The sequence below is a fragment of the Erythrobacter sp. S57(2025) genome (assembly GCF_057365055.1).
Map to the genome: position 1 here is coordinate 2,182,646 of NZ_CP200299.1, position 23,342 is coordinate 2,205,987.

The window sequence follows — 23,342 nt, forward strand, 5'->3', positions numbered from 1 at the left end:
GGATCAGGCTTCCATATGGGTTTGCGCAAAGGCGGCGGCTGCGCCGAGCAAGCCGGGCTGCGGATGGGTGATGAGTTTAACAGGGAGCGTTGCCATCAGGCCAGCAAAGCGCCCCTTGGCACAGAATCGGTCGGCAAAGCCGGAGGCGAGCAGCGTGTCGCGGATGCGATAGCCAAGCCCGCCAGCAATAACGACACCGCTTGCCCCTTGAACAAGCGCGATATCGCCTGCGACGGAGCCTAGCGAGAGGCAGAAACGGTCAACGGCGGCAGCGGCCAGACTGTCGCCACCGTCTGACTGGGCAGAAGTGCCAGCGGTCCAGATCGCAACATCGTCTTGTTCCACGACGGCGCGCCCCTCCATTGCGGCGAGCGCTTGGTAGATGTCGACAATAGCGGGGCCGGAAACCACGCGCTCGGTCGAGACACGGGTGAGGCGTTTGCGGAGGCGGGCAAGGATTGCGTCTTCGATGGCGTCGAGCGGAGCAAAATCGCCGTGGCCGCCCTCGGTCGCTTGCACGCGGTAGTGGCCCCGCCCGTCACGCCAGAAATGCGCCACGCCAAGGCCTGTACCGGGGCCAAGCACGCTGATCGTGCCTGATGCGGGCAATTCGCCCTCGGGGCCAGTGAGATGTAAGAACTGGTCCGCAGGCGCGCGGGCGGCGGCATGGGCGACCGCTTCGAAATCATTGACGATCAGATGCCGCGCACAGCCCAGCTTTTCCGCGATCAAAGGCGGGCGAATGATCCAGGGATTGTTGGTGAAGCGGATAATGTCAGGCTTGATCTGGCCCGCCACCGCCATCGCCACATCTTGCGGCAAGCTGCCGCCCATCCGCTCACGGTAATCCTCCCACGCGGTCTGAAAACTGGCATGGGTTTCGGTGTGGAGCGTGATTGGCTCGCCCAGCTCAATCGTGCCGTCAGCGGCGATGCTGGCAATGGCGAAGCGCGCATGCGTCCCGCCAATATCAACTGCGACAATTTCCCTCCCGCCACTCATACTTCAGAGGCCAGCGCTGGCGAGCATGGCGGAGGCGCCTTGCTCTGCGCCGTCAGCTTGCACCTGCATCATGCGGTATAATTCGCGGCCCACGCCCCATTCGGGCATTGGGTCTTGCGCAGGCGTGCGGGTGGACAGGTCAGCATCTGTCGAAAGCGCGCCTGTCTCTGCGCAGACGCGTACGACATCGCCGTCATGCAACAAGCTGAGCGGCCCTCCACCCAGCGCCTCTGGCGTGCAATGGATCGCTGCGGGCACCTTGCCCGAGGCTCCCGACATGCGGCCATCTGTGACGAGTGCGACTTTGTGCCCCTTATCTTGCAACACGGCGAGCGCAGGGGTGAGCGAGTGAAGCTCAGGCATTCCATTGGCACGCGGCCCTTGGAAACGCACGACGACCACAACATCCTTGTCCAGCTCACCTGCTTTAAAAGCGGCGGTTACATCGCTTTGGTTTTCGAAGACGCGGCACGGTGCCTCGATGGTCCAACGCCCTTTCGCAACAGCAGAGGATTTGAAGCAGGCGCGGCCCAGATTGCCAGTCAGCAGCTTCATCCCGCCATCGGGTTGGAATGGCTCGCTCGCCGAGCGCAGCATTGTGTCATCGCGGCTTTCGGTAACGCGGCTCCATTGAAGCGCTTCGTCCTCCCAAACCGGCTCTGCAGTGTAGGCGTCAAAGCCCCCTTCCCACACGGTGAGGATATCGCGGTGGGCAAGGCCCGCCTCTAGCAATTCGCCGATCACATAGCCCATACCGCCTGCATGGTGGAACTGGTTCACATCGCCAGAGCCGTTGGGATAGACGCGGGCGAGCAGCGGGACGACGCTGGAAAGTTCCGACAGGTCGCTCCAGTCGAACCGAATGCCAGCGGCGCGCGCCATGGCGGGGATGTGGATCGCGTGATTGGTCGATCCGCCGGTAGCGAGCAGGCCGATGGCCGCGTTGATGATCGCTTTCTCATCGACCACTTGCGCCAGCGTCCGCTCCGTCGTGCCGGACAGCTCTACCAAACGATGGACGGCCGCGCGGTCTAGCCCTTGGCGCAGCTTCGTGCCCGGTTGGACGAACGCGGAGCCCGGGACATGCAGCCCCATCATCTCCATCATCATCTGGTTGGAATTGGCGGTGCCGAAAAAGGTGCAGGTGCCCGGTGAATGATAAGAACCCAGCTCGCTCTCAAGCAGGACATCACGGCCCACTTCGCCCGATGCATATTTCTGGCGGGTTTCCTGCTTTTGCTTGTTCGAAATGCCGCTCGGCATGGGGCCAGAGGGCACAAAGATCGCGGGCAAATGACCAAAGCGCAGCGCGCCCATCAGCAGGCCCGGCACAATCTTATCGCAAATGCCAAGGAACGCCGCACCGTCATACATTTGATGGCTCAGAGCAACGCCCGCCGCCATCGCAATATTGTCGCGCGAGAAGAGCGAAAGCTCCATCCCGTCTTCGCCCTGCGTGACGCCATCGCACATCGCCGGCGTGCCGCCTGCAACCTGCGCGGTCGCGCCAACCTCGCGGGCATAAATCTTCATGCGGTCAGGATAGCGGCCATAGGGCTGATGCGCGGATAGCATGTCATTGTAAGCGGTTACGATGCCAATATTGGGCCCGCGATTTTCCTTCATCGCGTCTTGGTCTTCGAGCGCACCAGCAAAGGCATGGGCGAGCACGGAACAGCTTACCGCTTCACGCTCTGGGCGGCGGTCGCCTTCGCGCTTCATCAGGTCGAGATAGGCTTGTCGGCCGTCACGCGAGCTTTCAATCACCCGCTGCGTTACGCGGTGGATCACATCATGAAGATCACTCATGCCAGCTCACCCCTTCGCGTTCAGCCAAGGCGATGGCAGCCGTCGGCCCCCAAGTGCCAGCGGTGTAGGTTTTAGGCGTCACGCCTTTTGCCTCCCACTCAGCGCGGATCGCATCGACCCATTCCCATTGCGCTTCGACCTCATCACGGCGCACGAACAATGTCTGATCACCCTTGATCAGGTCGAGCAGCAGGCGCTCATAAGCGATCCGGCGATGTGAGCCGACAAAGGCATCGGGCATGGTGATCTCCAGCGGCACTTCACGCAAACGCACGCCGCCTTCATCAAGGCCCGGAACCTTCGCCATCAGCGAGAGCGTAATGTTCTCTTCCGGCTGAATTTCGATCAGCAGACTGTTGGGTTGAAGACCAGCAGAACCGGGCGCTTGCATCCCTTCAAAAATGGAGTGCGGCACACAGCGGAACTGCACGAAAATTTCGGTCACTCGTTGCGGCAGGCGCTTGCCCGTGCGCAAGTAAAACGGCACGCCTCTCCAACGCCAATTGTCCACGTGGGCTTTGATCGCGGTGTAGGTTTCGGTGGTGGAATCCTTGCCCAGCTCTTCGTCGTAACCCGGCACCGCTTGCCCACCGATCGCGCCCGCGCGGTACTGACCCGTCACCGTTTCATTCGCCTCAGGTGCCCGAAGCGCGCGCAGCACTTTCACCTTCTCATCCCGCACAGCGGTCGCATCAAAGCTGGTGGGCGGCTCCATCGCCACAAGCGCAAGCAATTGGAGCATATGGTTCTGCACCATATCCCGCAAAGCGCCCGCATCGTCATAAAACGCGACGCGCCCTTCGAGGCCCACAGTCTCCGCCACGGTAATCTGGACATGTTCGATAATGTTCGAATTCCAGATCGGCTCAAACAGAATGTTCGCAAACCGCAAGGCGAGCAGGTTCTGCACCGTCTCTTTGCCGAGATAGTGGTCGATGCGGAAAATGCGGTCTTCGCTAAACGCCTCCGCCACGGCGTCATTGATGACTGCGGAGCTCTCAAGGTCCGTGCCGAGCGGCTTTTCAAGGCACATGCGTACCTTTTCGCCCGTCAGCCCCGCATGTTCCAACCCTGCAATTGTCGGCCCAAACAGGCTTGGTGCAGTTGAGAGGAATATCGCGATCCCGCCATCGGCCACGCCCACTGAATTGACCTTGTCAGCCAGTCCCGTGAAGCCATCCAGGCTGCTCGCATCGAGTTGCTGATACGATAAGCGGTTGAGGAAGGTTGCCATGCTGCCACGCCGCTCTGCGGGCAAAAACTCTTCTAGTGCGGCGCGCGCCATGTCGCGAAAACCCGCATCGTCGATTTCACTGCGCGCAGTGCCGATTATTGCGAGGTTTTCGGGCAGCAGGCCATCTGCATCAAGCGCGCAAAGGCTAGGCAGCAGCTTGCGCCGCGAAAGGTCGCCGGTCGCCCCGAACAAAAGCAGTTTATCAGCCGAAAAATTGGTCATTGCGATCCCCAAATATGATTGGGGCGTTACCGATATGCGCCTAGCCCTGCAATCAAAGAATTATTGCATGTGCGAAAAGGTTAGATAAGTGCGCAAGGGCAACTGATTACGTTACGTCGACGGCGCTATATTCGAACAGCATCGGGCCAAAGCTGGTGGCGAATGAAACGTCTGCCGCATCGCGCCCCACCCCGATTATGGCAGCCTTTGCAAGGTCCGCCATCCGGGTCGCATCGACCAGGTGCCAGCCTGCGCCATTTCCGTCACTCGTGCTCAGAAAAACTTCCGCCACCGCATGGAAATCCTGCGGTGTCACACCGGGCGCATAGCAGGCCACGTAACGCGCTGGGATCGCTGAAGCACGGGCGAGCGTCACCAACACATGGGCATAGTCGCGGCACACCCCTTCGCGCGCGATAAAGCTGTCGGTCGCGTCGGTTGCGGGGCCGGAGGCTCCGGGCGCATAGGTGAAGTTCTGAGCGATCCAGTCGCGGATCGCCGCAATGCGCGCGCCGCCGCAAGTTCCTGCAAATTCGCCTTCGACCAGCGCGTGATATTCGTCTGAACGGCAATATCGGGAATCGAACAAATACGGCACCGCCTCACCTGGCAATTGATGCACAGGCAATGCGCGAAGTCCTGCCAGTGGAGACAGCTCGCGCGATGGTTTCACCACCGCCTCATAAGCGACCTCAATCCGGCCGCGCGCCTCAAAGGAAACACGTTCACCAATGCCATCATGCGCTGGGGTGCGCAGAGACTCGCCCGCACCATCAATCCGTGTCGTCGCCTCAAGCACCGCCTGCTCAGCCAGCCGCGCAGCTTCAAAATGCAGCAGCACAGAGGTCGGCTCTTCGCAGGTGAAGGCAAAACGGGAGGTGATGGAAACGGTCATGGTCTATGTAACGCGGTGGCGGTTAGAAGTTCCTTGGCGGTTGGTGATCGGGCATTTTCCTACCTCGCTCTTTCCGACTAGGCATAGGGGATGCCGGAAAACCTGCTCCCTTGCCCTGCAATCCGTGGTGATTTTGCAAGGTGCGGCTGCGCGAATTTTTCTTTCCCAGGACCGTGTAACATGCGGTCCATGTCTCAGCTAAGTACCTGTAATCACACCATACAGGTCGTGAGCATCGGCTTCCTCGATCTGGACCTCAACGATCGCGCCTTGCGCGGTGCTTTCGGGCACGTTGCGCAGGTAGACAGCACCGTCGATCTCAGGCGCATCGGCTTGGCTGCGGCCTGTGGCGCCAATATCGCCGTCCTCGTCTGGCTCACCGACCTCGTCGATGATGACGGGCAGAGTGCGACCCACTTTGGCTTGAAGCTTGGCAGCAGAGATGCGCTCGGTGACCTCCATCAGGCGAGCATAGCGCTCCTCCTTCACCTCCTCGGGCACAGGGTTCGGCAGCGCGTTGGCCGCAGCGCCTTCGACCGGCTCAAACCGGAAGGCACCCACGCGGTCGAGCTGCGCTTCCTCCAGCCATTCGATCAAATACTGGAAGTCAGCCTCGGTCTCTCCGGGAAAGCCAACAACGAAGGAGGACCGGATGGCGATATCAGGGCAGACGTCGCGCCAGCTCTTGAGCCGGGCAAGCACCTTCGCCTCGTTAGCAGGGCGTCGCATCGACTTGAGCACAGATGGCGCAGCATGCTGGAACGGGATGTCGAGATAGGGGGTCAGCAACCCTTCAGCCATCAGCGGGATGACCTGATCGACATGAGGATAGGGGTAGACGTAATGGAGCCGCACCCATGGAGGTGTGCCCTCTGGCGTGGTCAGCTGGCCAAGCTCGCGCGCAAGGTCCGTCATGTGCGCGCGGGGTTCACGGCCCTTCCAAGGCTTGGTCTCATGGCGAGTGTCGACGCCGTAAGCCGAGGTGTCCTGAGAGATCACCAGCAGCTCGCGCGTGCCTGCTGCGACCAGCTTCTCCGCCTCGCGCAGCACCGCGTCGATACGTCGGCTGGAGAGCTTCCCGCGAAGATCCGGGATGATGCAGAACGAGCAGGAGTGATTGCAGCCTTCGGAGATCTTGAGATAGCTGTAATGGCGCGGCGTGAGCTTCACGTCGGGCTGCGGTATCAGGTCGACAAACGGCCCTTGGCTGGGCGGCGCATGCTCGTGCACGGCCTCCACCACCTGCTCATACTGATGCGCACCGGTGACAGCGAGCACTTGCGGGTGCGCGGCACGGATCGCATCTGCCTCATCGCCCATGCAGCCGGTCACGATCACGCGCCCGTTCTCAGCGATAGCCTCACCGATTGCGGCAAGGCTCTCCTCCTTCGCGCTGTCGAGGAAGCCGCAGGTGTTGACGAGCACGACGTCGGCGCCGTCATAGTCGGGGCTCATCGCATAGCCATCGGCGCGCAACCGCGTGAGGATACGCTCGCTATCGACCAAAGCCTTAGGGCAGCCAAGCGAGACCATGCCGACGCGTTTGGCGTCTGGAAGAGAGGTAGTGGAACTCATGATGCCGCGCCCTCTACACGCGCGGCGCGCTTTGCGCTAGAGACAGGTGCAAAGGGAGGGATCAATCAATGAGTGACTTTGCACTATGGCCTGTGCTGGCCGGAGCGGTGGCGTTCTTCGCAGTAGGGGCGCTGTGGTATGGGGTGCTGTTCGGTAAGGTCTGGCAGCGCGAAACCGGGCTGTCTGATGAAGAGGTCAATGGCGGCAATCCGGCCAAAATCTTCGGGCTGTGCTTCCTGTTCGAAATACTGATCGCGATGGTGCTGTGGCACCTGATCGCCCGCACTTCGCCTGAAACCCATGTAGTCATGATGATGTCGATTGGCTTTGCGGTTGGCGTCATGGTGCCAGCAATGGGGATCAACTACCTGTTCCAGCGCCGCAGCGGATTGCTGTTTGCGATCGATGCAGCGCACTTCATCGTCGGAATGGCCGCAATGGGCGGCGTCTTCCTGTTGTTCCTGTAAAGGTCTACACTCAGCCACATGCCAGCTATCCCCCCAAAGCCATGGCCGACAGGCCTTGCCGATCCGGTCGAGCCATTGGTGATGCGCGTGCTTGCGCCCAATCCTTCGCCCTACACCTATACTGGGACACAGACCTATGTGGTGGGGCAAGTCGATGGTCCTGATTGCGCAGTGATCGATCCGGGTCCGAACGAAGCGGCGCATATCGAAGCGATTGAGGCTGCCATCGGGGAACGAAAGCTGCTCGCGATCATGTGCACGCATACGCACCGCGATCACTCACCCGCCGCAGCGCCGCTGGCTGAACGCACCGGCGCTCCGGTGGTGGGCTGTGCGCCGCTAGTGCTCGAGGTTACCGGCCCGCGTTCGGATGAGGCCTTCGACACAACCTATGAGCCTGACCGCGTGCTTGAGGATGGCGAGCAAATGCGCGGTACCGGCTGGACGCTCACTGCTGTGGCAACGCCGGGGCACACGTCGAACCATCTGTGTTTCGCTCTGGAAGAAAGTGGCGCGCTGTTCACCGGCGACCATGTGATGGGCTGGTCGACCAGCGTCGTCATCCCGCCTGATGGCGATATGGGCGACTATATGGCGAGCCTCGAAAAACTGATGGCGCGCGAAGACACGGTTTATCACGCAGCCCATGGTGCCGCTATCACCAAGCCAAAGCAGTTGGTGCGCGGCATGATCGGCCATCGCCGCCAACGCGAAAACCAAATCCTGCGCCTGATGGGAGAGCGCACTCGGCCCGCCGCGGATTTCATACCCGATATGTATAAGGGCCTGGATAAGCGGCTTATCGGGGCTGCCGAGATGAGCGTAACGGCGCATCTCATTGACCTGCAAAAACGCGGTCTCGCCCGCCTTGATCAGGGCCAATGGTCAACGCCATAGTATTTACCCTTAGTTGCCGGAACAAATCAGAAGTGAAATAAGTATTCACTGGTGAAAAAGCGCAGCTCTTCGTCTACGCGAAGAGAATCAAGCGCTCATTTGCAATTCTGGCAGCGACAAACATGACTAATTCACCGCATTACCTCGAAAATGAGCTGCATGACCTTATCCAAAATGACGCCAGCATTTGGACATTCCTGCGCAAGGCTTCGCTAGACGGCGTTTGGTACTGGGACCTCGAAAACCCCGAAAACGAGTATATGAGCCCAGAATTCTGGGAGCTGTTTGGGATTGATCCAACATCAAAAGAACACCTCGCTGCCGAATGGCAGGACCTGATCTTTGCTGAAGATTTGGAGACCGCAACTGAAAACCTGAACACGCACCTTGCCAATCCGGACCACCCTTATGATCAGGTGGTTCGTTACCGGCATACAAGTGGCGATACCGTCTGGGTCCGCTGCCGTGGCGTTGCCATTCGCGATGATGCGGGCAAACCGGTGCGGCTGCTTGGCGCGCATAACGACATCACCGAACAAAAGCGGCAGGAACAACGCGCACAAAGCGCTCAACTAGAGCTAGAGACGATCCTGAATGCCGCGGCCAACGCAATTGTCGCCTTGAGCAAAGATGGGCAGATTGTTCGGTTGAACGAACGCGCAAGGCATATCTTGGGCGGGGTGCGAGACGAACCGCCCTTCGCTTGGCCTGAACAGATCAGCTTCCTCGACAGTGAAACCTTTCAGCCTTTGGAGCCTAAGCGCGACCCACTGCACCGCGCGAATAACGGCCAGTCCTTTAAGCGTGAAACGCATCTGATGCGCCGGACGAAAGCGGGCGAAGATCACCGTTTTGTGACGGTAGACAGTGCATTGATGGATGCCCCCGACAGCGATGTGCGCTGCGTGTTGATGCTGGATGACATCACCGATGAGGTGCGCAATCGTCAGGTGGTAGAACGGCACGGCCGCTTGGACGCTCTCGGCCAGCTAACCGGCGGAATTGCGCATGATTTCAACAATGTGCTCGCCACGATCCTTTATGCGATGGACATCGCCCGCAAAGCTCAAGACACGGATCGAAGGGATCGATATCTCGACATCGCAAAGGAGAGCATTGATCGCGGGCAGGCGCTAACATCGCGATTGCTCGCCTTCGCCAAACGCCAACCTGCGCTTTCCACCTCTAAACGCACCGCTGATATGCTGGCGGATTTTGATGAGTTGGTCAGACCCATGATCGAGGCGCATATTGAGATCACAGTGCAAGCCCAAGACGATGCTCTTCTGCATTATTGCGACAACACGCAGCTTGAAAGCGCGCTGCTCAACCTCGTTTTGAACGCTCGCGACGCAATCCTGCATTCGGGCAAAGGCGACCGCATCGAAATCAAAGCACGGGCGGTGCGCGCAGACCCCGATATGTGGGATACGAGCCACGCGCAAACGCACAGCCCCGACGAAGCAGAAGCAGACACTTCGCAACGCTTCGTTGAAATCACTGTGACCGACAATGGGCCTGGCATGGACGAATTGACGCTGGCCCGCTGCACTGATCCATTCTTTACCACCAAGGAGGTGAGCGCAGGCTCGGGCCTGGGCCTGGCGATGGTCTATGGCTTCATCCGCCAGTCCGAAGGGGATCTGCGCATCTATTCCGAGATTGGCCTCGGCACCACGGTTAAACTGGTCGTGCCCCACGGTACCGATGAAGGAGCACGCGAGGGGCAGATGCCTGAAGAGGCTGTTCCGCTTGGGCAAGGGCAACGCCTGTTGGTCGTCGAGGACGAACAAGCGCTTTTGGCGATGGTCAATGATACGCTGGAGCAATTGGGCTACTCGGTCCTGCACGCTCAATCAGGACAGGAAGCGCTCGATCTCGCATTGGCGGGAGAGGCCTTTGATCTGCTGCTCACCGATGTTGTGATGCCGGGGCAGATTGGCGGGTTCGACCTGGCTCGGCGCCTGCGCGAAATCCAACCCGAACTGCCGGTTATCTATACGTCAGGCTATACCGGCTTCACTCCATCAGAAATGGGGGATGTCCAGGCGCCATTGCTGCAAAAACCCACACCGCAAAATGAACTCGCCCACGCGATTGCGAAGGCGCTGGCTGAATAGACCTTTGCAAAGCGCCGCAGGAACAATGCCTAGTTAAGCGCAGGCCATCGCCGCCGTCCTCATGATGGGAGGATGATGTATGGCCCGCTTTGATTTCGTAGTTTTGGGCGCAGGCCCTGCTGGCAGGCGGGCCGCCGTTCAAGCGGCAAAGCTGGGCAAATCGGTTCTTGTCATTGATGACCGCAAAAAGGTCGGCGGCGTCTCTGTGCACACCGGCACCATCCCATCCAAAACCTTGCGTGAAACCGCGCTCAACCTGTCCGGCTGGCGCGAACGTGCATTTTATGGCCAAGGCTATCGCAGCCGCGCAAATATCCAATCAAGCGACCTTGATCAGCGCATCGCCAAGACGTTTGAGTATGAAGTCTCCGTGCTCGAGCATCAGTTTGCGCGCAATGGTGTGCAGACGATGGCGGGGCGCGGGCACTTTGTCGGCCCCGGCCAGATCGCCGTGCGCCGCGATGTTGGGGGATCGCAAATTGAGGAAGTGATTGAGGCGGATAAGGTTCTGATCTCCGTCGGCACCCGGCCCTATCGCCCCGATCACATACCCTTCAATTCCACCAATGTGCTCGATAGCGACAGCTTTATCCTACAGCCGCAAATGCCCAGCAGCCTGACAGTTGTGGGCGGCGGCGTGATTGGGCTGGAATATGCGACGATCTTCAGCGCGCTCGACATACCCGTCACATTGATTGAGCCGCGTGAGCGTTTGCTCGAGTTTATGGATCACGAAATTGTCGATCACCTTATCCAGTCGATGCGCGAACGCGGAATGGCATTGCGGCTGGGATGTTCGCTCACCCACATCCATTTCAGCGAAAGCGGTGATCCCATCTGCCAACTTGCCGATGGGCGGCTCATCGGATCGGAAATGGTGCTGTTCGCAGCAGGCCGCGTGGGAGCAACCGCGGACCTTAATCTCAAAGCATGCGGGTTGGAGCCGGACAGTCGCGGGCGTCTGGAAGTGGACCGAGCGACCTTCCAAACGACAAATCCCAACATCTATGCCGCAGGCGACATAATCGGATTCCCCAGCCTTGCCTCGACCTCAATGGAACAAGGGCGCGCGGTTGCTTGCCATGCTTTTGGCGAACCGATTTGCGCCGATGATCAAAAGCCACCTTACGGCGTTTATGCGGTGCCAGAATTGTCCTCTGTCGGGATGACCGAAGGCGACGCGCGCGAGGCAGGCATCCCATATGAATGCGGCATCGCCCGATTTCGCGAGACATCGCGCGGGCACATTATGGGGTTGGAGGCGGGCATCCTCAAACTCATCTGCCACCGCGAAACGCGCAAGCTGATCGGTGTCCATGTGGTCGGAGAAGGGGCAAGCGAGCTCGTTCATATCGGCCAAGCGGTGCTCAATCTGGGCGGTACAATCGACTATTTCGTTGAGAACAGCTTCAACTATCCGACATTGGCCGAAGGGTACAAAGTCGCAGCGCTCGATCTGTGGAACCGATTGCAGATTACACCGGCTCAACAGCCAGAGGACGCAGCCAAAACCACAAAGCCCAAAGGTACCGCCCGCAAGAAAAGAGCCGCCTAAGCCAGTTCACCTTTGGCAAAGCTCTCAGCCAGTTGGAACTTTTGAATCTTGCCAGAGCCGGTGAGTGGAAACTCTGTCATCCACACCCAATGCACAGGTGTCTTTTGCGGAGAGAGACGCTCACGCACGAAAGCCTTCAGATCATCATCGCTTGGTCGCTCAGCGCCGTCGGCGAGGCGCATAAAGCATGCGACAATCTCGCCCCACTTTTCGTCTGGCACGCCTGCAACCGCAACCTCGGCGATTGCCGGATGCTCTAGCATCTGCGCTTCAATTTCTGCGGGAAACAGGTTTTCACCGCCGCGAATTATCATCTCTTTCACCCGGCCCGTGATCTTCACATAGCCGCGCGCGCTCATCGTGCCGAGGTCACCTGTATGCAGCCAGCCAGTAGCATCAATCGTCTCGGCTGTGGCCTCAGCATTGTCGTTATAGCCAACCATCATGTTGAAGCCGCGCATGCAAATTTCGCCCTGCTCATCAACCGCGCAGACGGTGTTGTCAGCCGGATTTCGGATCGAAACTTCCATATGGCTACAAGGCTGTCCAATCGTCTCGATCAGCTCTTCGCCGGTATCACTGGGCCACGCGGCGGTGATGGCTGGGGATGTTTCTGTTTGGCCGTAAACAATCAGGATCGGCACTCCGAACGTCTCCTGCGCCGCGCGGTTCAGTTCGGGCGGCACCATCGCGCCGCCGCTCACCACGGTTTGAACGCTGGATACGTCCGTGCCGGTCGCCTTAGCTGCCTCGATAATGGCAAAGATCATGGTCGACACCCCGCCCAGCACTTCGGGCTTTTCGCGCTCAATCGCTTTAGCAACGGCGACGGGATCAAACACCGATACGAGCAATAAAGTCGCCCCATGCGCCAGCACGCCCAGCACACAAACCGCGCTGCCGGCGGTATGGAACAAGGGGAATGGGCATGTGACGGTCTTGCCAGGAGCCAAGTCCCAGCGCTCAAACACATCCTTGTTCGATTGGAGCAGGCCGTGCTGGTGCAGCAGCACGCCTTTGGGAAAGCCTGTGGTGCCCGACGTGTATTGGATCATCACAATATCGCGCGGCGCGGTTGAGCGCAGCTCACCATCGCCCTCGCCTGCGAACAATTCCGCATGATCGGTGATGTCGATCAGGAAGTCTGCTGCATGCAAGCCAGCGGCTGCCTCATCGACCACAGGACGCAAAGCGGACCCACGCACATTGGGCTGATAATAGACCGCGCCCGAACCCGATTGTTCGAGCACATATCGCACTTCACGCGCGAGGAAACTGGGGTTCACCGTCACAATCGTCAGCCCGGCCATCGCCGCGCCCAATTGCACCAGCACCCATTCCGGGCAATTGCCGCCCATGATCGCGATTCGCGTGCCTGCCGTGTGCCGCGCCGCCAATGCGCGCCCACACTTCTCTGCATCCGCTAGCAGCTGCGCATAAGTCCATTCGCGGCCAACCGAGCCATCTTCGAGCAACTCGCGAAGCGCCATGGCATCAGATTGATCCGCCGCCTTCTCACGCAGCATCTGCTCGATGGTGCGCTCCTCGTAATCGGTGTCGGCTTGAGCCGGAAAATAGGCCTCGGACAAACTCACTTCATACATGCACATTCTCCCCTCAGATGAGGCTAGCACAGATGTCGCGGAATTCGCTCGAATTTTGGCGCATCAATCCCTATGTCATGCGCAACATAGTTAGCGCGAAGAAGGGATCGCACATGAGCATCGAAACCAAAATCCCAAGCGGCGATGATTTGCTGGCTGAGATCAACCGTCTTCGCAAAGAGCGCAATGCGGTAATCCTCGCGCATTATTACCAGACGCCCGATATTCAGGATATTGCCGATTTCGTGGGAGACAGCCTCGAATTGTCGCGCAAGGCGGCAGACACCGATGCGGATGTAATCCTGTTTTGCGGGGTGAAGTTCATGGCGGATACGGCCAAAATCCTCTCGCCTGACAAGACTGTGATCCTGCCTGACATGGATGCAGGCTGCTCACTTGAAGACAGCTGCCCGCCAGAGAAGTTCAAAGCTTTCCGTGAAGCACACCCCGATCATATCGCGCTCACTTACATCAACTGCTCTACCGAGGTGAAGGCGCTGTCCGACATCATCGTCACGTCTTCCAGTGCTGAGACGATCCTTGAGCAGATCCCAGCCGATCAGAAGATCATCTTTGGCCCTGACCGCCACCTTGGTGGTTGGCTGTCACGCAAGTTTGACCGTGAAATGCTGCTCTGGCCCGGCGTGTGCATCGTGCATGAGGCGTTTAGCGAGACCGAACTGCTCAAACTGAAAGAACAGCACCCCGACGCACCGATCGCCGCGCACCCTGAATGCCCGCCGACCATCATCGACCACGCCGATTACGTTGGCTCCACCAGCGGTATTTTGAAATTCGCCAAAGCGTTCGAAGGCGACACGCTGATCGTCGCGACTGAACCGCACATCATGCACCAGATGGAAAAAGCGCTTCCCGAAAAAACCTTCATCGGCGCGCCGGGCGCGGACGGAAATTGCTCATGCAATATCTGCCCCTACATGGCGCTCAACACGATGGAGAAAATGTACACCGCCCTGCGCGATTTGGAACCACGGATCGAGATTGAGGAAGGCATGCGCTTGAAGGCGAAAGAAAGCCTAGACCGGATGCTCGGCATGGCTGGCGGAACTGTTGGCCTGGGCGATCTGGGCAAGGTGCCGTTTAGTGCGGATTGATTGGAGGTAATTGCGGGAACCCCGACCTGAAAAGGGGAAATAGAGAAGTGGGCACATGCTCTGTAAATCCCCCTCATGAACAAACACGAAGTAGCAGCAATCCAAACTGTCGACCGGTCTAAGCAACCTCTTATCTCACTCTTAGCGTTAGGGATCACGCGACTAGGTCGCCCAACAATTGGTTTGATCGCTCTAGATGCCAGCTTTAGTTGGCTTAAGGCTTTGCTGGGGTGACGTTTGCGGGTCGAGCCGACTTCGCCACCACCAGCGCGCTCCCCAACAGCAGCATCCCAACCACGTCTAATTCCGTCAAAACCTCTCCAAACACACTCCAACCTATCACCGCAGCAATCGCGGGCTGAGTAAGCAGGGCCAAACCGATGATCAGCGGAGGGAAGTGGCCGAGCGAATAGACCAGCAGGCCCTGCCCTATCAGCTGGCTGGTGATGAACAGCACGATGATCGGCGTCCAATCGGTTGGCCAAACGGGCTCTCCTAAGACCAACGCAAGCGTTAGCAGTGCGGGGCATGCGAAGATGCTCACCCAGACCAACAGGCTCCATGATCCAAATCGCGCCCGCTCACCTTGCAGGGTAAGTAGGTACACTGCGTAAAGCAGGCCAGCGGTGATGCAGAACAGGTCGCCTGCAAACGTCTCGGGCGATATCTCCAAACTGCGCCCCAGCAATATGCCTGCCCCTGCCAGTGCAAAAACAATCGCGGCCCAGTCAAACCCGCGCGGCAACATGCGCGCGATGATAAAGCCCCAGAACAGCAGAATGATCGAGCCTGCATTGCCAAACAAGGTCGCATTACCCAGCCGCGTCATCCCGATGCCGATATGCCAACTGGCGAGGTCGCCTGCGAAAGCGATGCTACCAATCGCGACGAGAACCAGCGTCCGCTTCGGCATTCCGCCAAGCCGCTGACCTGCTACTCGTGCAAAGAGAACCAGAAATGGCAGTGCGAGGAACAACCGCCAGAACGCCGCGCTTACGGGTCCGGTATCCGCCAGCCGCACCAGCCACGGGCCAAGCGCTAACGCAACATTCCCGCCCAACAAGGCGGCAATCAGCAACGCGCTTTTGAGGGCGCTTTGCTGGGCGACAAGATTCTCTTCGCGCGCTTCAGCCTTTTCCATACTTGCGCCCTAGCCCGCGAACCTCCAAGTGGATAGTCAAACGAAACCTATCGGGAGAACTTCGAATGCATGACGCTCTGTTCCAGCCGCTCAAAATGGGCGCTCTTGAAGCGAAGAACCGCATCTTTATGGCCCCGCTGACCCGTGGGCGCGCGGCAGAACCGATGTTTGTGCCGAATGCGATGATGGGCACCTATTACCAGCAGCGCGCAGGCGCAGGCATGATCTTGACTGAAGCCACCGGCATCAGCGTCGAAGGGCTTGGCTGGCCCTCTGCCCCCGGCATCTGGACCGATGAGCAGACAGAAGCGTGGAAGCCAATTGTTGAAGGTGTGAAGGCTAAAGGTGGCCTGATTGCGATGCAGCTGTGGCATATGGGCCGGATCGTTCACCCCTACTTCCTCGACGGGAAAGCGCCACTTTCTGCGAGCGCGACCACCGCTCCGGGCGAAGCGCACACGCCGATTGGCAAACAGCCTTATGCCGAGGCACGCGCCGCGACGCTGGACGATATCAAGCGCACGATTGATGATTACCACCGCGCTGGTGAGAACGCGAAGAAGGCCGGATTTGACGCGGTCCAATTGCACGGCGCGAACGGTTATTTCATCGACCAATTCCTGCGCGATAAAACCAACCTTCGCGAAGACGAATATGGCGGTTCACCTGAAAACCGCACGCGGCTAATGCGCGAAGTTCTCGAAGCGTTGATTGATGTTTGGGGCGCAGACCGTGTTGGCATTCGCCTGTCGCCCAATGGCGATAGCCAAGGCACCGATGACAGCAATCCAGAGGCAACTTTTGGCGCAGCGGCCAAGGTTTGCAACGATCTGGACCTGGCCTTCGTCGAACTGCGCCAACCGGGCCCCGAGGGTACATTTGGCCAAACCGACGTGCCTAAACAGGATAATGTGATCCGCGAGCATTACAAAGGCGCGCTGATCCTCAATTCCGATTACTCAGCCCAAGAAGCCGACGACGATGTGACCAGCGGTCGCTGCGATGCAGTTAGCTTTGGTCGCCCCTACATCTCGAACCCTGATCTGGTGAAGCGGATCGCGGTGGGCGCCGAATTTGCGCCAAATAAGGACGTGCCCAAAAGCTGGTACTTCCCAATTCCTCAGGGGTACATTGATTACCCAACGATGGAAGAGGAGCAAGCTGCCTCAGCAGCAGCCTAGCGATTACTCGCTTTCTTCCGCATCTTCATCCTCGCCGGTTCGTTCTGCGGGCGGCGAGGTTGAGGTGAGTTCTTCCAGAGGGATCATATCATCGCTGATCGTGCCTTCGAGCACATCGCCTGCGGCCTCACCACCGGTTTCCGTCGCCACTTCTTCAGGTGCAGCCTCATCCTCGCATCCTGACAGGAGGAGCGCGCCGATGAGCAGGATTGGGGCAGGAGAAAACTTCATTGGGTCCCATCTTTCGGTGAACATGCTCTCAGACGAGCAGCTTCAAGTGCGCCAAAGAACCCGCCAGCGCGGGCGATCAATGCTTCGTCCCATTGCTCTGCCGAGACGCTTTTGCCAAGCCGTGCCAAGCTGGTGACCCCGAATTCTTCGATCCCGCAGGGGACTATTCCGCCAAAATGCGACAGATCAGGGTCCAAGTTCACTGAAAAGCCGTGCATCGTCACCCAACGTTTGACCCGCACGCCGATCGCGCCAATCTTTGCCTCGCGCCCGTCAATATCCTGCGTCCAGATGCCAACGCGCCCTTCGGCCCGCCATGCTTCAACATCGAAGTCTGACAGCGTATCGATCACCCAACCCTCAATCGCGTGAACAAAGCAGCGTACGTCTTTGCCGCGTTTATTGAGGTCGAGCATCAAGTAACCGACGCGTTGGCCTGGCCCATGATAGGTGTAACGCCCGCCGCGTCCCGTTTCGACCACGTCAAATCGTGGTTCGACCAGTTCACTTGGATCAGCGCTGGTGCCAGCGGTGTAGACGGGCGGGTGTTCCAGCAGCCAGACGAGTTCGCTAGCATCGCCGCTTTGCACCGCCGCATTGCGCGCTTCCATCGCAGCAAGCGCGTCTGCATATGGCACAAGCGCGTGATCACGCTGCCATTCAACGCTGCTGCTGTCGATCAAGTCTGGAGCAATGCTTGCCATCCCCCTTTGCTGGGGGCATTGGTGGCTCAGATCAAGGGATAGTCTGCAATTTGCAGGCTTAAGACGGCAACGATCGGGGGATCGCAATGAATTTCGACATGAACAGCGTTTGGTCGCGTGGCATTGAGCTGATGCGTGACAATTTTCAGCTTTTGATGGTGATTGCAGGGGTTTTCCTGCTCCTGCCAAATGTCGCGATTTATCTGCTGGTCCCCGATATGCAAACCATCGCTGACCCTTCCGCTGACCCGGAGATGGTGGCAGAGCGGATGGGCGAGATTGTCGGACCGCTGATCGGCGTCTTTCTGCTCATGTCAGTTGTTCAGTTTGCAGGCTATGGAGCAATGGTGGCGCTGATGGGTGATGAACGCCCAACCGTGGGCGATGCCCTGAAAGCCGGGTTGAAAGCTGTGCCAAGCCTGTTTGTTGTCTTCATCCTGTTCTTCCTTGCCTATTTCATCGGGGCGCTCGTCATAATGGTGCCGATTGCGATGTTGGCCGGAGTGGCCGGCGTGCCCGCCTTGGGCCTGATCGGTGTGATCCCTGTGCTGCTGTTTATCGTATGGCTCATGGCGCGCATGTCGCTGACAATGCCGGTGATGATCCTTGATGGCATTCTCAACCCATTCAAAGCGATCGGGAACAGCTTCACGCTCACTAAGCCTAGTCAATGGATGATCGCGGTGTTCTGGTTCGCAATCATTGCGGTGATGACAGTGATCAGCCTACTGCTAAACGGCGTGGTCGGCGTCGTCGCTGCCCTGATGGGTTCTGGCACAATGTCGATGCTGTTGTTGGGCCTGTTCAGCGGTGTGATCGGCATGATCACAGCGATGATCATCAGCGCTGTGGCCGTTGCCATGTTCACCCAGCTTTCTGGGCCGAGCTCTGCAGCAATAGAAGAGACTTTCGAATAGAAAGCTGCACCAATCGACAAGGTTGGAATTGATTGCGGGCCTGCGCTGCCCTAGCGCGGCGTAGCAATGTCCAGCCCCTCTCCCGCAAACGCGCAAGCATCGCCCACAAACCCGATTTCAAACGGGCGCATGGCGCTGCTCTTCACAGTTATGCTGGTGACAGCCGCGGGCAACACCGCGATGCAATCCGTGATGCCGTCAATTGGCACTGCGTTAGAGGTCAATGATGTCTGGATCAGCCTTGCTTACAGCTGGTCTGCATTGCTTTGGGTGATCTGCGCGCCGATCTGGGCAAGACGTTCTGACAAGCGCGGTCGCAAGTCGATGATGGCTTTGGGGCTTGTCGGATTTGTGACCTCGATGGCGCTTTGCGGGCTGGTCCTATGGGCAGGGCTTGCAGGTTGGATGACGGCGTTTTGGGCGCTCATCGCCTTTGCAGCTGCTCGCAGTCTGTATGGCGGTTTTGGCAGCGCTGCTCCCCCTGCGGTGCAAGCATACGTCGCATCCCGCACGCCGCGTTCAGAACGCACCAATGCGCTGTCGTTGATCGCATCCAGTTTTGGCCTTGGCACGGTAATCGGACCGGTTTTGGCGCCTTTGATGGTCGTGTCATTCTTAGGGATCGGCCTCACCGGTCCCTTCATTATTTTCGCGTTGATTGGCGTAGTTGCGCTGGTTGTGCTGCGATTGAGACTGCCCAATGACGAGCCGCAATTTGCAGCGCGCGGGCAGGCGGCTGCCTATTCAAGCGGGTCGGAGCCCTTATCCGTTGATGATGCGGAGGAAGAGCGTGATACCTCAGTTGAAGAAGAGCCCGCGCGCCTCAAATGGTTTGAACCGCGCATCAGGGCTTGGGTAATCGCAGGGCTCGTCGGTGGCCATGCGCAGGCAATGCTTATGGGTATTGCTGGCTTTCTGGTGCTCGACCGATTGAACCTGCGCGGCTCACCTGAAGAAGGCGCGACCTTGGTCAGCCTTGTGCTGGTGTTTGGCGCGCTGGCGACACTGCTGGCGCAATGGGGCCTGATCCCGCGCTTTAAGATGGGGCCGCGCATCGCAACCTTGTCGGGCATGGTTGTGGCGGCGTGTGGCACGTTGATACTGGGATTTGCCCAAGACGTTTTCATGCTGTCCTTGGGCTATGCCATTGCATCGCTCGGATTTGGCCTGTTCCGTCCGGGCACTACGGCGGGCACATCACTGGCCGTGACGCGGGCTGAACAGGGGCAAGCGTCGGGCGTCGTGGCAAGCGTCGCTGGCGCGAGCTTTATCTATGCGCCTGCATTGGGCGTGGGCCTCTATAACATAAGCGACTGGCTGGGCTTTGGACTTGTGATCGTCTGCTGCTTGATCGTGGTGATCATGGGCTGGCGAGGCTTGCAGGCCGATAGCGACCTGACAAAGGACCGCACCTAAAGCAGGTCGTGAACCTTATCCTGCGGGCGGCAAAGCGCAGCTCCTTTGTCGGTTTCCACAAGGGGGCGTTCGATCAGGATTGGCTCCGCTGCCATTGCATCCAGCACTGTATCTGCATCCGCCTCAGGCAGCCCGCGTTCTTTCGCGTCCGTCCCACGAATGCGCAGGCCCTGCGCCGGAGTGATCCCTGCGTCGTTATAGAGCTGAGCGAGCTTGTCTTTGGTCGGCGGATTCTTGAGATATTGGATCACGGTCACCTCGACGCCGGGTGCCTCTTCAAGGATCGCGAGTGTCTTGCGCGAAGTGCCGCATTTTGGGTTGTGCCAGATCGTTGCCTTCATGAATTGGGTCTCCTGTCTTGCCCTGTGCGCTAGCGGAGCGGGCACAAAATTGCCACAGAATCCCAAATTGCGAATAATTCTCAAAAAAGAGATTGCACTTGCGACTAGGTTGCAATAGCGACTCCGTCATCAGACGGAAGGAACCCAATGACTCGCACCCTCACCCGCACAGCGCTCTTGCTCACAAGCGCTGCGATTGCTGCCCCTGCAATGGCGGAAACAAACGAATCCGGCGCTGAGACAAGCGAAACCTCGTCACCCATCATTGAGACGCAAGGCGCGCCCATTTTGGTCAGCGGCGATGTGCTGCAATCAAGCGAGATCAACTCGGTCAAGACCCCCACCCCGATCATCGACGTTCCGCAAAGCCTGACCATCACCACCCAAGAAGTGATCGAAGAGCGCGGCTTTACCAGCATCGGTCAGATCATCGACTACACACCCGGTGTGAACACCTCGCAAGGCGAAGGCCACCGCGACGCGATCGTCTTTCGCGGCGTTCGGTCTACGGCTGACTTCTTCATCGACGGCGTGCGCGACGATGTTCAATATTACCGTGGCCTCTACAATCTTGAGCAGGTCGAAATCCTGCGCGGCCCCAACGCGCTCTTGTTTGGCAGAGGTGGCACTGGCGGGGTATTGAACCGTGTCACCAAGAAAGGCGAGCTTGGGGACAGTTTCGCTGGCGGCCAGATCGCAATCGACACGTTTGGCGAATGGTCCGTTTTTGCCGACCTCAACATATCCGACAGCGAAGCCATCGCGTTCCGATTGAACGCCGCTTACGAAGACCTCAACAACCACCGTGATTTCTACAATGGGTCGCGTGTTGGCTTTAATCCCAGCGCGCGTGTCGTGTTGGGCGAGAACACTGTGCTCGATCTGTCATACGAGCTGGCTGACCACGAACGCTTCATTGACCGCGGTATCCCGACAGGCAGCGATGGCCGCCCGGTTGAGGCTTTCGAAAACATTGTCTTTGGCGATGAGGAATTGAACTTCACTACGCTCACCGCACATCTTTTCCGCGCCAATGTCAGCCACCGCTTCTCCGACAATTGGAAGGGCACGGTGAGCGCGTTTTATGGTGATTATGACAAAGTCTATTCGAACTTCTACGCCAGCGGATACGATCAGGCGAACACGCCCGATATCGTCACCACCGATGGTTATATCGACACGACCGAGCGCCAGAATTTCATCCTCTCGTCGAACCTAGTCGGTGAGTTTGAGACGGGCAGCATCGCACACACGCTCCTGATCGGCGGCGAGTATATCAGTACCAGCTCCGACCAAAACCGCATCAATCCGGTGTGGAGCGACAGCAATGATGACAATGAGTTCTTCATCATCCAGCGCCCGCTCAATTTCCGAAACGGTATTGGCGTTGCGGCCAATGGCAACCCGACCTCCGTCGCTTTTGATCCCGCTGTCAGTCTGAATGACGACACCCGCGTCGATATCGACGTGATCTCGCTCTACATTCAAGACGAGATTGAGATCACAGACTGGCTCAATGTCGTGATCGGCGGCCGCTTTGACAGCTTTGATATTACGGTCAACAATCTGGTCGATCCGGCCAATCCAGACCTGCGAAGCCGCAAGGATGACGAGTTTTCCCCGCGCGGTGGCATCATCATCAAACCGCAGGAAAACATCTCGATCTATGCCAGCTATTCGGAAAGCTTCCTGCCGCGTTCGGGTGAGCAGTTCGCCAATATCAATGGTGATAATAACGCACTCGATCCCAATACGTTCACTAACCTTGAAGCGGGCGTGAAATGGGACTTTGTCCCCGGCCTCAGCTTCACCGCAGCGGTGTTTGAGATTGAGCAAAGCCAGCCCGAAGTCAGCGATGCCGACCCCAGTCAATTTGTAGTGATCAATTCAACAATCCAGGGCTTTGAGCTGCAATTGACGGGCGAAGTATTGCCTGGATGGGCGGTCACAGCTGGCTACTCCTTCCTCGATGGTGAGCAGGTTGATCAGACCGGGCCAACCGGCCTGCGCCCGCGCGAACTGCCGGAAAGCATGTTCTCGATCTGGAACCAGTTCGAAGTGACAGAGCGTTTTGGCCTGGGCCTTGGCCTCACCCATCAGGGCGAAAGCTTCATCAACAACGGCAACACCGCTGTCCTGCCATCCTACACAAGGATCGATGCATCCGCTTTTTATGACGTGAGCGAAAACCTGCGGGTCCAGGTCAATATCGAAAACCTGACGGACGAGCTGTACTTCCCTAACAGTCACGCCACCCATCAGGCGAGCGTGGGTGCTCCGCTAAATGCGCGGTTTGCCATCACAGGCCGTTTCTAAGTCTGATCAGTCGTCGGACGTTTCGATTTGATCCGAAGCGTCCGACGGCAAAGCCCGCAAAGCTGGCACGCTTTCTGCAGCATCAGCCGCTTCGATGCCCGGCGCGGGCGCTGCACTGATGCTTTCACGCCGTTGAGAGACCCGCCCCGCACGCTGGACGGCGCGGACCAGCCGTGGATAGACCCCGCAACGGCAGATATTCTCCAGCGCTTCTTCGACCTCCGCCTTGCTTGGAGCGGGATTGCGTTGCAGCAGCGCAGCACCCGCCATCAGAATGCCCGGCGTACAGAACCCGCATTGGATCGCCTGCTCTGCCACCATCGCCTGCTGCATCGGATGCGAACGGTCGCGCGATAGCCCTTCAACAGTAGTGATCAGCCGGCCTTCAGCCTCCGCCAGAGTAATCCGGCATGATCGAAGAGCCGTACCGTCGACCATCACCATACATGCATTGCACGTGCAATCGTCCTTTCCCGCGCCGCTTTTGGTGCCGGTAAGGTTGGCCGCCTCGCGCAAGGCGAAGAGCAACGGCATATCGGGGTCGAGATCAAACTCGACCGGCCGATTATTGATGGTCATGCGCGGCACTGCTTACCGCAG

At 58.6% G+C, this 23,342-nt stretch carries 20 protein-coding genes; 9 read left to right on the forward strand and 11 right to left on the reverse strand.

Annotated elements, in window-relative coordinates; translation table 11 throughout:
• Positions 1 to 3 precede the first annotated feature (3 nt).
• The 5 genes from AC0V6N_RS10495 to rimO all read right to left on the reverse strand — a co-directional run bounded on the left by AC0V6N_RS10495 (position 4) and on the right by rimO (position 6,737).
• A complete protein-coding gene (locus tag AC0V6N_RS10495) occupies positions 4 to 1,002 on the reverse strand; it encodes a glucokinase (RefSeq protein WP_486171504.1) in 999 nt (332 codons plus the stop codon).
• A gap of 3 nt (positions 1,003 to 1,005) precedes the next feature.
• Positions 1,006 to 2,811: a phosphogluconate dehydratase gene (edd, locus tag AC0V6N_RS10500; RefSeq protein WP_486171505.1), complete on the reverse strand. Its 1,806-nt coding sequence runs from the start codon at positions 2,809 to 2,811 to the stop codon at positions 1,006 to 1,008.
• Positions 2,804 to 4,267, reverse strand: a complete 1,464-nt coding sequence (zwf, locus tag AC0V6N_RS10505; protein WP_486171506.1) for a glucose-6-phosphate dehydrogenase — start codon at positions 4,265 to 4,267, stop codon at positions 2,804 to 2,806. The genes edd and zwf overlap by 8 nt, the downstream gene beginning before the upstream one ends.
• A 106-nt stretch (positions 4,268 to 4,373) precedes the next feature.
• On the reverse strand, positions 4,374 to 5,162 hold the full coding sequence (locus tag AC0V6N_RS10510) for a transglutaminase-like domain-containing protein (RefSeq protein ID WP_486171507.1): 789 nt from the start codon (positions 5,160 to 5,162) through the stop codon (positions 4,374 to 4,376).
• 198 nt (positions 5,163 to 5,360) lie between these two features.
• A complete protein-coding gene (gene rimO, locus AC0V6N_RS10515) occupies positions 5,361 to 6,737 on the reverse strand; it encodes a 30S ribosomal protein S12 methylthiotransferase RimO (protein ID WP_486171508.1) in 1,377 nt (458 codons plus the stop codon).
• A 68-nt stretch (positions 6,738 to 6,805) separates the two neighbouring features.
• Here rimO and AC0V6N_RS10520 point away from each other — a divergent pair, with 68 nt between their 5' ends.
• The 4 genes from AC0V6N_RS10520 to sthA all read left to right on the forward strand — a co-directional run bounded on the left by AC0V6N_RS10520 (position 6,806) and on the right by sthA (position 11,776).
• Positions 6,806 to 7,204 (forward strand): DUF1761 domain-containing protein, encoded by a 399-nt coding sequence (locus tag AC0V6N_RS10520; protein ID WP_486171509.1) that lies wholly within the window; start codon positions 6,806 to 6,808, stop codon positions 7,202 to 7,204.
• A gap of 18 nt (positions 7,205 to 7,222) precedes the next feature.
• On the forward strand, positions 7,223 to 8,101 hold the full coding sequence (locus AC0V6N_RS10525) for an MBL fold metallo-hydrolase (protein WP_486171510.1): 879 nt from the start codon (positions 7,223 to 7,225) through the stop codon (positions 8,099 to 8,101).
• 122 nt (positions 8,102 to 8,223) lie between these two features.
• On the forward strand, positions 8,224 to 10,221 hold the full coding sequence (locus tag AC0V6N_RS10530; RefSeq protein WP_486171511.1) for a PAS domain-containing protein: 1,998 nt from the start codon (positions 8,224 to 8,226) through the stop codon (positions 10,219 to 10,221).
• A 79-nt stretch (positions 10,222 to 10,300) separates the two neighbouring features.
• Complete coding sequence (gene sthA, locus AC0V6N_RS10535) at positions 10,301 to 11,776, forward strand: Si-specific NAD(P)(+) transhydrogenase (protein ID WP_486171512.1); 1,476 nt, start codon at positions 10,301 to 10,303, stop codon at positions 11,774 to 11,776.
• On the opposite strand, the gene AC0V6N_RS10540 is transcribed toward sthA, so the two are convergent.
• Entirely contained in the window at positions 11,773 to 13,380 is a 1,608-nt protein-coding gene (locus AC0V6N_RS10540; protein ID WP_486171513.1) for a class I adenylate-forming enzyme family protein, read from the reverse strand. The genes sthA and AC0V6N_RS10540 overlap by 4 nt on opposite strands.
• Before the next feature lie 113 nt (positions 13,381 to 13,493).
• On the opposite strand from AC0V6N_RS10540, the gene nadA reads away from it, so the two are divergent.
• Entirely contained in the window at positions 13,494 to 14,495 is a 1,002-nt protein-coding gene (nadA, locus tag AC0V6N_RS10545; protein WP_486171514.1) for a quinolinate synthase NadA, read from the forward strand.
• A gap of 214 nt (positions 14,496 to 14,709) precedes the next feature.
• Here nadA and AC0V6N_RS10550 read toward each other — a convergent pair whose 3' ends face one another.
• Positions 14,710 to 15,636, reverse strand: coding sequence for a DMT family transporter (locus AC0V6N_RS10550; RefSeq protein ID WP_486171515.1), 927 nt, complete (start codon positions 15,634 to 15,636; stop codon positions 14,710 to 14,712).
• Positions 15,637 to 15,701: 65 nt separating this feature from the next.
• Here AC0V6N_RS10550 and AC0V6N_RS10555 point away from each other — a divergent pair, with 65 nt between their 5' ends.
• Positions 15,702 to 16,817 (forward strand): alkene reductase, encoded by a 1,116-nt coding sequence (locus AC0V6N_RS10555; RefSeq protein ID WP_486171516.1) that lies wholly within the window; start codon positions 15,702 to 15,704, stop codon positions 16,815 to 16,817.
• A 3-nt stretch (positions 16,818 to 16,820) separates the two neighbouring features.
• Here the strand turns inward: AC0V6N_RS10555 and AC0V6N_RS10560 are convergent, their stop codons facing one another.
• Positions 16,821 to 17,048 (reverse strand): hypothetical protein, encoded by a 228-nt coding sequence (locus tag AC0V6N_RS10560; protein WP_486171517.1) that lies wholly within the window; start codon positions 17,046 to 17,048, stop codon positions 16,821 to 16,823.
• On the reverse strand, positions 17,045 to 17,752 hold the full coding sequence (gene lipB / locus AC0V6N_RS10565; RefSeq protein ID WP_486171518.1) for a lipoyl(octanoyl) transferase LipB: 708 nt from the start codon (positions 17,750 to 17,752) through the stop codon (positions 17,045 to 17,047). The genes AC0V6N_RS10560 and lipB overlap by 4 nt, the downstream gene beginning before the upstream one ends.
• Before the next feature lie 86 nt (positions 17,753 to 17,838).
• Between lipB and AC0V6N_RS10570 the strand changes: the two genes are divergently transcribed.
• Positions 17,839 to 18,669 (forward strand): hypothetical protein, encoded by an 831-nt coding sequence (locus AC0V6N_RS10570; RefSeq protein ID WP_486171519.1) that lies wholly within the window; start codon positions 17,839 to 17,841, stop codon positions 18,667 to 18,669.
• Positions 18,670 to 18,798: 129 nt separating this feature from the next.
• Positions 18,799 to 20,085, forward strand: a complete 1,287-nt coding sequence (locus tag AC0V6N_RS10575; protein ID WP_486171520.1) for an MFS transporter — start codon at positions 18,799 to 18,801, stop codon at positions 20,083 to 20,085.
• Here the strand turns inward: AC0V6N_RS10575 and arsC are convergent.
• Positions 20,082 to 20,426 carry an arsenate reductase (glutaredoxin) gene (gene arsC / locus AC0V6N_RS10580; RefSeq protein WP_486171521.1) on the reverse strand — a complete coding sequence of 115 codons (345 nt, stop codon included), beginning with the start codon at positions 20,424 to 20,426 and terminating at the stop codon, positions 20,082 to 20,084. The genes AC0V6N_RS10575 and arsC overlap by 4 nt on opposite strands.
• A gap of 147 nt (positions 20,427 to 20,573) precedes the next feature.
• Here arsC and AC0V6N_RS10585 point away from each other — a divergent pair, with 147 nt between their 5' ends.
• The gene (locus tag AC0V6N_RS10585) at positions 20,574 to 22,742 is read left to right on the forward strand and encodes a TonB-dependent receptor (protein ID WP_486171522.1); all 2,169 of its coding nucleotides are present in this window, start codon (positions 20,574 to 20,576) and stop codon (positions 22,740 to 22,742) included.
• 6 nt (positions 22,743 to 22,748) lie between these two features.
• On the opposite strand, the gene AC0V6N_RS10590 is transcribed toward AC0V6N_RS10585, so the two are convergent.
• Positions 22,749 to 23,330 carry a (2Fe-2S)-binding protein gene (locus AC0V6N_RS10590; protein ID WP_486171523.1) on the reverse strand — a complete coding sequence of 194 codons (582 nt, stop codon included), beginning with the start codon at positions 23,328 to 23,330 and terminating at the stop codon, positions 22,749 to 22,751.
• Between the last annotated feature and the right edge of the window lie 12 nt (positions 23,331 to 23,342).